Annotated in this window: 9 protein-coding genes and 1 tRNA gene; 3 read left to right on the top strand and 7 right to left on the bottom strand. The window is 64.9% G+C overall.

What is annotated here, in order from left to right:
* Positions 1–2130 (bottom strand): ATP-dependent RNA helicase HrpA (gene hrpA / locus ACVOLQ_RS21555; RefSeq protein WP_481529256.1); only part of this gene is annotated, 2130 nt, incomplete at its 3' end.
* Between the two features lie 88 nt (positions 2131–2218).
* On the opposite strand from hrpA, the gene ACVOLQ_RS21550 reads away from it, so the two are divergent.
* Both ACVOLQ_RS21550 and recQ read left to right on the top strand, forming a co-directional pair.
* Complete coding sequence (locus ACVOLQ_RS21550; protein ID WP_313172867.1) at positions 2219–2815, top strand: Dps family protein; 597 nt, start codon at positions 2219–2221, stop codon at positions 2813–2815.
* Between the two features lie 300 nt (positions 2816–3115).
* Positions 3116–4918, top strand: coding sequence for a DNA helicase RecQ (recQ, locus tag ACVOLQ_RS21545; protein ID WP_313493073.1), 1803 nt, complete (start codon positions 3116–3118; stop codon positions 4916–4918).
* Between the two features lie 24 nt (positions 4919–4942).
* Here the strand turns inward: recQ and ACVOLQ_RS21540 are convergent, their stop codons facing one another.
* Both ACVOLQ_RS21540 and ACVOLQ_RS21535 read right to left on the bottom strand, forming a co-directional pair.
* A complete protein-coding gene (locus tag ACVOLQ_RS21540) occupies positions 4943–7702 on the bottom strand; it encodes a protein kinase domain-containing protein (RefSeq protein WP_481529255.1) in 2760 nt (919 codons plus the stop codon).
* Between the two features lie 23 nt (positions 7703–7725).
* The gene (locus ACVOLQ_RS21535) at positions 7726–8277 is read right to left on the bottom strand and encodes an ECF-type sigma factor (RefSeq protein ID WP_313174342.1); all 552 of its coding nucleotides are present in this window, start codon (positions 8275–8277) and stop codon (positions 7726–7728) included.
* Positions 8278–8633: 356 nt separating this feature from the next.
* Between ACVOLQ_RS21535 and ACVOLQ_RS21530 the strand changes: the two genes are divergently transcribed.
* Complete coding sequence (locus ACVOLQ_RS21530; RefSeq protein WP_481529254.1) at positions 8634–9710, top strand: DUF5694 domain-containing protein; 1077 nt, start codon at positions 8634–8636, stop codon at positions 9708–9710.
* Between the two features lie 219 nt (positions 9711–9929).
* On the opposite strand, the gene ACVOLQ_RS21525 is transcribed toward ACVOLQ_RS21530, so the two are convergent.
* The 4 genes from ACVOLQ_RS21525 to ybgF all read right to left on the bottom strand — a co-directional run bounded on the left by ACVOLQ_RS21525 (position 9930) and on the right by ybgF (position 12268).
* Positions 9930–10005: transfer RNA gene (locus tag ACVOLQ_RS21525), tRNA-Lys, on the bottom strand.
* Positions 10006–10065: 60 nt separating this feature from the next.
* Positions 10066–10737, bottom strand: a complete 672-nt coding sequence (gene queC / locus ACVOLQ_RS21520) for a 7-cyano-7-deazaguanine synthase QueC (RefSeq protein ID WP_481529253.1) — start codon at positions 10735–10737, stop codon at positions 10066–10068.
* Between the two features lie 79 nt (positions 10738–10816).
* On the bottom strand, positions 10817–11506 hold the full coding sequence (gene queE, locus ACVOLQ_RS21515) for a 7-carboxy-7-deazaguanine synthase QueE (protein ID WP_313493081.1): 690 nt from the start codon (positions 11504–11506) through the stop codon (positions 10817–10819).
* Positions 11507–11539: 33 nt separating this feature from the next.
* On the bottom strand, positions 11540–12268 hold the full coding sequence (gene ybgF / locus ACVOLQ_RS21510) for a tol-pal system protein YbgF (RefSeq protein WP_481529257.1): 729 nt from the start codon (positions 12266–12268) through the stop codon (positions 11540–11542).
* Positions 12269–12400 lie beyond the last annotated feature (132 nt).

Genomic DNA, 12400 nt, shown 5'->3' with positions numbered 1-12400 from the left:
GGGCCGGCAATTCTCCCTGGTATACAGCGGGGGGCGCCCGGGGGCGGTCCCTCTATTTTTTGCCGGCGCGTATGACCCAATGGATAAACCCGACTCTGACCCCGGTTTTAAACCCGGTTTCCCCTCGCGGGCCAGACGTGCAGCCTTGTGCTGCTCACCCCGCGTGGCCTTGCGTTTGGCTTCGGCATCCCCCCCGGCGGGCAAGGCCGGCGGCGCTGACAACAGCGCCTTGCCGAAGCTCTCGTCCTCGCCCATAGCCCAGCCCAGCTCCTCGCACAGCAGGCGCAGCTGGCGATGCAGCTCGCGCCATTCGCGCATGCGCAGGAAGCCGAGGAAGTGGCGCCCGCACCAATCACGCAGCTTGGACTGGGTGAGCTCTTCGTGGGCATCGCGGTAGGCATTCCACAACCGCAGGATGCCGATGAACTCGGAGCGCGCGTCGGCAAACAGGGCATGGGCGTTGTCGGCCGCCTCGCGCGCTTCCGGTGGCCGCTCGCGCGGATCCTGGATACCGAGGAAGGAAGCAATCACCAGCATCTCGCGCAGGCAACCGCCCTTCTGTGCGGCCACCAGCATGCGCGCCAGTTTGACGTCCACCGGCAAGCGCGCCATCTGCCGACCGATGGCGGTGAGCTTGCGCTCGTCGTCGATCGAGCCGAGCTCCGCCAACTGCTGCCAACCGTCGGCAACCGCGCGCTCGTCTGGCGCTTCAAGGAACGGGAATTCGTCGATCTTGCCCAGGCCCAGCTGCAACATGCGCAGGATCACGCCGGACAATGAGGAACGGCGGATTTCCGGGTCGGTGAACTCCGGCCGGCTGAGGAAGTCGGCTTCCGAATACAGCCGGTAGCACACGCCCTCGGAGATACGACCGCAGCGGCCCTTGCGCTGGTTGGCGCTGGCCTGCGATACCGGCTCGATATGCAGGCGATCAAGCTTCTGCCGCGGGCTGTAACGCTTGACGCGTGCATAACCCGGATCGACCACGTAACGGATGCGCGGCACGGTCAGCGAGGTTTCGGCGACATTGGTGGTCAACACCACGCGCCGCTTCGGGCCAGGATTGAATACCCGGTCCTGGTCCTTGGCCGACAAGCGTGCATACAGCGGCAGCACTTCGGTTTCGCGGTATTTGCGTCGCTCCAGCGCCTGGTGGGTATCGCGGATCTCGCGCTCACCCGGCAGGAAGATCAATACGTCGCCGCGTGCATCGCTGCGGGTGATTTCATCGACGGCAGCCACAATGGCCGAGACCGGATCCATCGCCGATTCGCTGTCCGCTTCGGCCCGTTTGCCACGTGCTGGAGCGGTAGCGCTGTCGGCACTCTGCCCGACCTCGTCCAGCGGCCGGTAGCGCACTTCCACCGGGTAGGTGCGGCCTTCGACATTGACCACCGGCGCATTGTCGAAATGACGCGAGAAACGCTCGGTATCGATGGTGGCCGAGGTCACGATCAACTTCAGGTCCGGGCGCTTGCGCAGCAGCTGCTTCAGGTAACCGAGCAGGAAGTCGATATTGAGGCTGCGTTCGTGGGCCTCGTCGATGATCAGGGTGTCGTAACGCGACAACCAGCGGTCCGAAGCGATCTCGGCCAGCAGGATGCCGTCGGTCATGAACTTGATGCGGCTGTCCTCACCGACCTTGTCGGTGAAACGCACCTGGTAGCCGACCACCGTCCCCAATTCGGTCTGCAATTCTTCGGCCACGCGGGCGGCCACCGCGCGGGCGGCGATGCGGCGCGGCTGGGTGCAGCCGATCATGCCCGCCTCGCCCCGGCCCGCCGCCAGGCACAGTTTCGGCAGCTGGGTGGTCTTGCCGGAGCCGGTTTCACCCGCGATCACCACCACCTGATGGCTGCGGATCAGGGCACTGATCTGCTCGGCCTCACGCGCTATTGGCAACGCTTCGTCCATGGTGATGGCGATCGGGCGCGCGGCGCGCTGCTGTCGCTGCGCCTGCGAGCGCTGCAGCGACTGCTGGAACGCCTGTTCGGCCGCCGCATCCGCGGGCTTGCCCTGCCAGCGTGACAGCAGCCCCAACAGGCGCCCGCGGTCACGGCTCATCCCCCCGTCAATCGCGGGTCGGGCGGCGCGCAGGCGCGCGGATAGGTCTTTTTCGATAGCGCTCATCAATCGTTCAATGTGAAAACTTGAAATACAGGTATGGTGCCCAGAGCGCTATTGTGAAGCCATTCAACCCGCCAAGGAGAAAAGCGTCATGGCCAAGGCCAAGAACAGCAGCAAACCAGAAGCCGGAAAGAAGAAGCTGGCCGCCGCCGCATCCGTCCCGACGACGGATGCCGGGAAGAAGAAACTGGCAGCCGCCGCACCCTCGGCACCCGCTGTCGATATCGGGATAAAGGGGGCGGATCGCAAGAAGGTCGCCGACGGCCTGTCGCATTTCCTGGCCGATTCCTACACCTTGTACCTGAAGACCCACAATTTCCATTGGAACGTCACCGGGTCGATGTTCAATTCGCTGCACAACATGTTCATGGACCAGTACACCGAGCAGTGGAATGCCCTGGACGAGATCGCCGAGCGCATCCGCGCGCTGGGCTTCAACGCACCAGGCTCCTACCGTGAGTTCGCCGCGCTGACCTCGATCCCAGAGGAGCCGGGCCTGAATGACAGCGCCGATTGGCGCGAGATGGTGCGCCAACTGGTGGTCGGCAACGAAGCGGTCTGCCGCACCGCACGCAAGGTCCTGGACCAGGCCGATGACGCCGACGACGCGCCCAGCGAAGACCTGTTGACCCAGCGCCTGCAGATCCACGAAAAGTATGCGTGGATGCTGCGCTCGTTGCTGCAATAGCTGCAATAACGGGTTCGACAGGCCCCCTTGACTCAAGGGGGCTTTGCCGCAGGTGGATTGCAACGCCTGTCTGTAGTGCCGAGCCATGCTCGGCATGGGTTTTACCGGCAAGGCCTCTGCCGAGCGTGGCTCGGTACTACGGGGACTGCCTCTGCCGAGCATGGCTCGGCGCTACGGGGGTGCTTCTGCCGAGCATGGCTCGGCACTACGGGGCTTTACCGCAATCCTGAAACGGGCGTGGCTGCGCGGCTGACGCCATATCGGTCATTCGGGGCGGCCGCCAGCGGGTAAACTAGCGCAATGCCCCAGAGTCCCGCGCAACAACTGCTTTCCAGCGTTTTCGGTTACGACAGTTTCCGCGGCGATCAGCAGGCCATTGTCGAGCACGTTGCCAACGGCAGCGATGCTCTGGTGTTGATGCCCACCGGTGGCGGCAAATCGCTGTGTTACCAGATCCCGGCCCTGCTGCGTGATGGCTGCGGCATCGTCATCTCACCGCTTATCGCACTGATGCAGGACCAGGTGGAAGCCTTGCACCAGGTCGGGGTCCGCGCCGAGTACCTGAACTCCACGCTGGATGCCGAAACCGCCGCGCGGGTCGAACGCGAGCTCCTGGCCGGCGAGCTGAAACTGCTCTACGTCGCCCCCGAGCGCCTGCTCACCGGGCGCTTCCTGTCCCTGCTAAGCCGCGCCCATATCGCGCTGTTCGCCATCGATGAAGCCCATTGCGTGTCGCAATGGGGCCATGATTTCCGCCCCGAGTACCGGCAGCTGACGGTCCTGCACGAGCGCTGGCCGCAGGTGCCGCGTATTGCCCTGACCGCTACCGCCGATCCGCCTACCCAACGTGAGATCGCCGAACGCCTGGACCTGGTCACGGCGCAGCATTTCGTCAGTTCCTTCGACCGCCCCAACATCCGCTACACCGTAGTGCAGAAGGACAACGCCAAGCGTCAGTTACTGGGGTTCCTGCGCAACCACCGCGACGAAGCCGGCATCGTCTATTGCATGTCACGACGCAAGGTCGAGGAGACCGCACAGTTCCTGTGCGACGAAGGCATGCAGGCACTGCCCTACCACGCCGGCATGCCGGCCGAGGTGCGTGCCGCCAACCAGCGTCGCTTCCTGCGTGAGGACGGCATCGTGATGTGCGCGACGATTGCCTTCGGCATGGGCATCGACAAGCCCGACGTGCGCTTCGTGGCGCATACCGACCTGCCCAAATCGATGGAAGGCTACTACCAGGAAACCGGCCGCGCCGGTCGCGACGGCGAGGCCGCCGAGGCCTGGCTCTGCTATGGCCTGGGCGACGTGGTGCTGCTCAAGCAGATGATCGAACAATCCGAGGCGGGTGAAGAGCGCAAGCAGCTGGAGCGCGCCAAACTCGACCATCTGCTTGGCTACTGCGAGTCCATGCAATGCCGCCGCCAGGTGCTGCTGGCCGGCTTCGGTGAAACCTATCCCAAGCCCTGTGGCAACTGCGACAACTGCCTCACCCCGCCCGCGGCCTGGGACGCAACCATTCCGGCGCAGAAAGCATTGAGCTGCGTTTATCGCAGCGGTCAGCGTTTCGGCGTCGGCCATCTGATCGATATCCTGCGCGGCAGTGACAACGAGCGCATCCGCCAGCTTGGCCACGACAAGCTCAGCACCTATGCCATCGGCAATGACCTTGACGCACGCGCCTGGCGCGGGGTATTCCGGCAACTGGTGGCCGCCAGCCTGCTGGAGGTGGACCCGGAAAGCCACGGTGGCCTGCGCCTGACCGACGCCAGCCGCGATGTGCTCACCGGCCGCCGGCAGATGATGATGCGCCGCGATGCGGCACCACCCCGCGAACGCGAACGCGGCGGCCCGCGTACCGGCGTGCCGGTGCAGGCCGGCGATCTGTCGCTGTTCCAGGCCTTGCGCGGCCTGCGTGCGGAACTGGCGCGCGAACAGAACGTGCCCGCCTTCGTGATCTTCCACGACAGCACCCTGCGCAACATCGCCGAACAACGCCCGACCAGCGTCGAGGCGCTGGGCAAGGTCGGTGGTATCGGCGGTAGCAAGCTGGCCCGCTATGGCCAGCGCCTGGTCGAGATCGTCCGCGAACAGGGTTGAACCCGGCGCAGCCGCGTTCGCTCGCTAGCGCCGGGACAGATTCTGTTCGGCCAGCAGCAACAGGCCTTCCACCTTGCGACGGTCGGCTGATCCTGCAACCTGCAGCCGACCGATCTGCAGCAACACCCGCTGCAACTCCTCCTTGGCCAGCTGCGCATGGCCCAACTGCAGCAGGCACTCAGCCAGGGCCAGGCCCGCCGCTGCCACCGCCGCACTGTTGCTGCCCTGGTTGGCGCTGGCATATTCCAGCGCGGTCCTGCGCAAGGCCAAGGCATGTGCGCCCTCGCCCATCCGTCCCGCCAGATCGGCGCGGATGGTCAACAGCCGTAGCTGCAGGTCTTCCGATATCGGCAAACGCATTTCTTCCAGCAACTGCCGCGCCTGCGGCAACTCGCCGTTGCGCACATGCCAATCGATCCGGTTCAGGCGTGCCTCCAGCCGCCCCGGCGCGTCCTCCGGCAGACTCAAGGCCAACCCCTTGTCCGCGTGCATCAACATCGGACCGGCCTCGCCCATCCGTCCGCTGCGCATGAGCAGCAGGCCCAGCCCGCTCTCCGCACGCAGCGTGGTTGGTGACTCCTCACCCAGCTTCTGCCTGCGGATCAGCCACGCTTGCCGGTACAAGCCCTCCGCTGCACTGAAGTCACCGCGCAGCTCCTTCAACGAGGCGTAGTTGTACAGCCCCATCGAATACTCGACCGAGTCCGGACCATCCAGCCGCGCGCTCAAGGCATTGCGTTTCTGGTACTGAAGTTCAGCCGCGGCGTGTTCGCCCGAGTCGCGGTACAGATCGGCCAGCCCGTCGTGTTGCAGGCGTACGAAACTGCTCTCCGCACCATACAACTCCAAGGCGTGCTGCATGCCTGACTGCAGCAGCGGCAAGGCCTCCTCATACTTGCCCTGCTCCCGGAAAATCTGCGCCAGGCGCGTTTCTGCTGCCAGCGCGAGGGTGGTACGCCGACCATGCAGATTGTCCAGCATGTGCCGGAACTCCCGCTCCGCCGATTGCTGCCGACCCCACCGCAGGTATAGCAGGCCCTTGTTGTAGGACAGTTCGCTGATCTCGGCCGTCACATCCACGTCTGTCGCTTGCTGGTACAGCGATACCGCCTGGTTGAACGCGGCCTCACCCAGGTCGAAATGCTGCTGGTTCACCAGAGCCAGGCCTTGCGCGGCGTACAGGCGCGCCTGCACCAGCGCCGGTCCCCTGCGGCCCAGCAGATCCAGGCCCTGGGTCGCCAGTTGCCTTCCCAGCTCGCCGTCGCCATCCAGGGTTTTCTGTACCGACAGATCCGCCAATACGTTCGCCGCATCCACCGGCCGCGCCACGCGTGGGTCCATGAAGCCACCGTAGGCCTGTTGCAGCAGCCTGTCGGCCTGATGCGAAACCCCCGCGTTCTGATAGGCAACGCCCAACACCGCACGCATCCGCGCCAGCTGCGCCGGCGCGTCCGCCAGGTCACGTGCAACCTGCAACGCCGCCTTGTCCAGCAATTGCCGCGAACTCAGCTGTTCGGCGCCGCGCTCGGTACGCAGGAATGGATCAGCGGTCTCGAACATGCCGACCATGAAGTTGCTGACCTGCTGTGCGACTACCGCCTCCTCCTGGGCTTGGCGCCGGGTCTCCCACAGGCCCAGCACGAAGACCGCAAGCAGGCCGGTCACTCCCGCTGCCACCGTGGCTCCCTGCCAGTTCCGGCGCAGGGCCTTGCCAAGGTGATACAGGCGTCCACCATTGCGGGCCACCACCGGCTGCAGATCCAGATAGCGGCGCAGATCGGCCATCAAGGCTTCCACCGAGCGATAGCGCAAGCGGGTGTCGGTGGCGCAGGCGCGTGCGGCGATGGCATCCAGATCACCGCGCAGCCGCCGCCGCCAGGGCAGATCCGCAGGCGCGGATGCACTTGCGGTGGGTACGTCCATGGTTTCAGCGGACCCGGTCTGCTCGCGTGTGCACACCCGGGTGGACAGCAGCTCCACCAGCATGACGCCGAGACTGTATACATCGCTGGCCGCACCGACGCTGTGGCCGGCGATCAGTTCCGGACTGGCATAGCCGGGTGTGCAATAGCCGGAGTCGCGCTTTTCACGCGCCTCGTTCAGCAGCCGCGCCAAACCGAAATCCAGCAGGATTGGCTGACCATTGGCCTGCACGAGGACATTGCGTGGCTTCAGGTCACAATGCAGCACCAGTTGTTCATGCGCCGACTGGACGATGGTGCAGATCTCCAGGAACAGCGCCAACCGTTCCTGCAGTCCCAGTTCGCGCTCGCCACACCAACGGTCCAGCGGTAACCCATCGATGTATTCCATCACCAGATAGGGATGGCCATCGGGCGTGGTGCCACCGTCGTATAGACGCGCGACGTTGGGCAACTGCAGGTCGGCCAGCACCTGCCGCTCGCTACCCAGCAATTCCACCTCGGTTGCACCTGGCATGCCGTGCAACAGTTTGATCGCGACCGTTCGCTGGTACAGGCCATCGGCGCGCTCAGCCTTGAACACGGTACCCATGCCGCCGTGCGCGATGCGCTCGGTCAGCCGCCACGGCCCAAGCCGTTCACCGACGCCAAGCTCGGGCGCCAACGCCCGTGCCAACGCCGTGTCCAGGCGGTTGCTGACCCGGCTCAAGCCCACGGTCTGCGAGCGCAGCAGCTGCAGCACCTCCTCACGTACAAGCGGGTCGCCGCTGCCTGCAGCGATGGCCTGCGGCCATTGTTCGCGCGGCAACTCGCAGACAGCATCAAACAGCTCGCGGATCTGCTGCCAACGCTCGCCCCCCACTACACCGCCCCCGCCATCACGACTCAGCGCAGTTGCCGGTTCAACCAGGCCCGCGCAAAGCGCAGGTCGCGGTCAACCGTGGGCGCGGACACATCCAGCACCAGGGCGATCTCGTCGCGGCTCATCCCACCGAAGTAGGTCAACTCGATGGTGCTCGCGGCGCGTGGTTCCAGCTCGGCCAATTGATTCAATGCCTGGTGCAGGGCCAGCACGTCATAGCCGATATCAGCCTGGTCAGGCACCTGCTCGGCATGCGACAAGGTCAACTGCTCGGCATTGCCGCCGCGCTTGTCCGCGGCACGTGCGCGCAGATGGTCGACCAGCACCGAGCGCATCTTCAATGCGGCGATGGCGACGAAGTGGGTGCGGTCCTTGTAGTCGGCATCGGCGCCGAGCAAACGCATCAGCGACTCATTGACCAGCGCCGCCGGTTGCAGGGTGCCATTGGTCTGTTGCGACAGGCGATTGCGGGCAATCAGCATCAGGTCCGAATACAAGGCTTCGAACAGATGCTCGCGCGCATCCATGTCGCCTTGTTGCCAACGCTGCAGTAGTTGAGTGATCTGCTTGCTCAATCCCGTCCCCAGTGCCTGGACGCCCGTCAAGGCGACCGCCGCTGCATCCGACATATTAGGACCAGACCCCGGGACTTCCAACCACGGTTGCCGTCGCAACGCTTTGCCGCGCACTTCATTTGCCCTGCCCGACGCCGCCCACAAATGGAGACAGCGATCACATGCTGCCCGGGTGACTGGCTGTCGGCCGATGCCTTTTGGCGGATGTCGGTCGCGCAACGCTCCGATAGCCGGCCAGTTTGACCAGACGGACCCATACGCTTGACAAAGTCCTCGGCCAGACCGGAATCTGCGCGACTTCGCGCCAGACAAGCGCTACATCGGCGGGTTTCATGCAGCAGGGAGTGATGCAGGGCATGTGGGGGAAAAGCATTTTGATCGGCGCGTTGTGGATGTGCGCAACGCAGGCAGCCATCGCACAGGCACAGCCCTTTGATCCGGGCGCACACAAGGGTCCCCGGCAAGGGACGCAGAACGAGGTGGCCGTGCTCGGCACCGCGCATCTGGCCGGATTGCCGGAGACCTTCGACGCCTCCGCCCTCGATGCACTGATCGACCGGTTGGCCGCATGGCGGCCGCAGGCGATCGCCATCGAGTCGGTTTCAGGGCAGCAATGCGACCTGTTGCGTCGCTACCCGGCCCGCTACGCCTTGACGGTGAACGACTACTGCCCCGATCTGTCGGCGGCGGCAAAGGCGACCGGACTGGATGTGCCGGCAGCCAATGCGGCGGCGGAAACAATGCTGGCGAGCTGGCCTGCACAGCCGAGCGCTGCCCAACGCCGTGCACTTGCCGCTACCTTCCTGGCCGCGGGAGAGCAGGATTCGGCGCTGGTCCAATGGCTGTACCTGGCCGCAGCCGAGCGGCGGGCCGACGACGCCCTGAACCAGGAACTGGTGAAGGTCCTGGAAACGCTGCGCAGCAGTCGCAATGAAAACACGCTGATCGCCGCAAAACTGGCGGTGCGGCTGGGACATCAACGGCTCTGGCCCATGGACGATCACAGCGCGGATCGGTACGGCCCCAATCCCAAGGCCTACGTGGCGGCGATCAGAAAGGCATGGGACAACCCGGCGTCCAAACAGCGGGCGGCGCAGTCCAGCGCACTGGAGCCGCAGCTCGCCACACCGGAAAAAGTGTTGGCGATGTATCGGCGCGACAATGGCGCGGACGTCGCCCCGGTCGCATTCGCCAGCGATTACGGCGCCGCACTGGAGGAGCCCTCGCCGGAAGGCTACGGGCGCATGTACGTCACCTCCTGGGAAACCCGCAACCTGCGCATGGCAGCGAATATCCGCGACCTGATGGGGGCAACGCCGGGCATGCGCACACTGGTGCTGGTCGGTGCATCGCACAAAGCCTATCTGGATGCCTATCTCGCGCAGATGCACGACGTGCGCATCGTCGATGTCCAGCAGACCTTGTTGAAGTAATACAAAGCCCCGATCTTGCGAGGTCGGCGTAGCCCGGGTACGCGCTGCGCACCCGGCGCTTCCAGCCTGCAAGCTTCGGGATCGCAGGATTCCCGTCCCCCGGGTGCGCGGCACTTGCCCGGGCCAGGTTTGAGCCACCCGTCCAGGCCGCCTGCGGAACAATCGCCTTCCCCGAAGCAACAAAAAAGGCTCCGGATCGCTCCGAAGCCTTGGCAATGCTGGTGGGCCGTGATGGATTCGAACCATCGACCAAAAGATTAAAAGTCTTCTGCTCTACCGACTGAGCTAACGGCCCAAACAAGGACCCGGCCGCAGCCGGGGCGCGTATTCTAACGCAATTGATGCAAAAACAACATCACGCGTAGTGGGTCGGGTCCGCCATGCCGGCGGCAGCAAAACCATCGGCGCGCAACTGGCAGGCATCGCAGTGGCCGCAGGCCTTGCCGTCCATGTCGGCCTGGTAACAGGACACGGTCAAGCCGAAGTCCACGCCCAGGCGCTGCCCTTCCAGCGCGATCTGTGCCTTGCTCAGGTATTGCAGCGGCGCGTGTACGCGGATGCCCGCGCCTTCCACGCCGGCCTTCGTGGCCAGGTTGGCCAATGCCTGGAAGGCAGCGATGAACTCGGGGCGGCAATCCGGGTAACCGGAGTAGTCCACGGCATTGACGCCGCAGAAAATGTCGTTGGCACCCAGTACTTCCGCCCAGCCCAACGCCAGCGACAACATGATGGTGTTGCGGGCGGGTACGTAGGTGACCGGAATGGCATCACCGGCGCCGGCCTCGGGCACGCTGATGTCGTCGGTCAGGGCCGAGCCGCCGATGCTGCGCAGGTCGACCGCGACCACTTTGTGCCCGGCCACGCCCAAGGCGGCCGCCACACGTGCAGCAGCCTCCAGTTCGGAGGTGTGGCGCTGGCCGTAGCGCACGCTCATGGCATGCACTTCGAAGCCCTGTTCTTGGGCGATAGCGACGACGGCGGCTGAGTCCATGCCGCCGGAAAGAAGCACGACTGCTTTCTTTTTCATGGTGATGATCCGGTTGGGAGAGGAAAGCCAGCACGCTGTCCCGCGCCGGGGTAAACGATTGACGGGTGACGAAGCCGGCTCAATAGCCCGGCGCGTCGTCCCACAACAACTTGTGCAACTGCATCTGGAAGCGCACCGGCAGACGGTCCGCGACGATCCAGTCGGCCAGCTCGCGCGGCTTGAGCTGCGACTTGCTCGGCGAGAACAACACCATGCAGCGTTCGGCCAGGCGATGCTCAGCCAGCATGGACTTGGCCCATTCGTAGTCGCCACGGCTGCAGATCACGAACTTGAGCTGGTCGCGGGCTGTCAGCAGCGGGATGTTCTCCAGCCGGTTGCGCGCCATCTCACGTGAGTCCGGCGTCTTCAGGTCGACCACCCGCGATACGCGCGGATCCACCGCGGCGATGTCCAACGCGCCGGAGGTTTCCAGCGACACATCCAGGCCGGCATCGCACAGCTTCTGCAGCAGGATCAGGCAGCGTTTCTGCGCCAGCGGTTCACCGCCGGTCACGCAGACATGGCGCACGCCCTGCTTGAGCACCTCGGCGACGATGTCGTCGATGTCCCACCAGTCACCGCCATGGAAAGCGTACTCGGTGTCGCAGTATTGGCAGCGCAGCGGGCAGCCGGTCAGGCGCACGAACACGGTTGGCCAGCCGGCGGTATCGGCCTCGCCCTGCAGGGACAGGAAAATTTCAGTGATCTTCAGCCGCGGCAACGGCGACTGCACGATCTCGCTGGGAACAGCGGCACTGGGAGAGTTCATATTCAATGGCCGCACCCTCGGTGCGGCACCACATCAGCGCAGCTGCTGGCCGAGCCGGATCGACTGCAGTCGGTCCTGGGCGGTACGGGCCGCATCACTGCCGGGAAAACGGGAAATCACCTGCTCCAGGGTCTTCTGCGCCTGGGCGCTGCTGCCTTCGCCAAACTGCGACAGGCCGAGCTTCAGCAAACCGCCGGCAGCCTTGTCGTGGGTGGGATAGCGGGCAACCAGATCGCTGAACTGTGCCTCAGCCATCTTGAAATTACGCGTCGCATAAAAGCTCTCACCCAGCCAATACAGGGCATTGGGGGTGTACGCGGCATTCGGGTACAACTCGAGGAAGCTCTGGAACAACTGCGCCGAGTCGGCATAATTGCCGGCCTTCAGCGCGTCGAATGCGACGTTGTAGGCAGCGCGCTCATCACCGGCCGAGGCCAGCGAACCCGCGTCACCGCGCACCGTCGGCGGGCGCTCGGCAGCAGCCGCTGTCGGCTTTGCGGCCGCAGCGGCGGGCGTCACCGCGCCAGTGCCCGGAGCGGCCGGGGCGCCAGCACCGCCTTCAAGGCGATTGAGGCGACCGTCCAGGTCCAGGTATTGATCGCGACTACGCTGCTTCAGCTGTTCGTTCTCGTGCTGAAGCTGTTCGATCGTGCCCTGCAACGCCTGCATTTCAGTACGCAGCTGCTGCAGCTGGTTGAGCATGTCGGTATTGGCCTGGCTGTTATTGACCTGCGTTTCCAGCACGCCAACACGGTCCGCCAGACTTGCCCGCTGTGCATACGCGGGCGGGGGGGGGGGCGCCCGGGGGCCCGCCGCGGGCCGCCGGCAGTAGTGGTGTAGGGAGGCAAAGAAATGGAGGGGGGGGTGTGTAATAGAGGACGTAGACAGGGACCA

It is taken from the genome of Stenotrophomonas sp. STEN031, from assembly GCF_056759975.1.
Note: the sequence above shows the minus strand (reverse complement) of the source record. Positions and strands in the feature narration are given on the sequence as shown.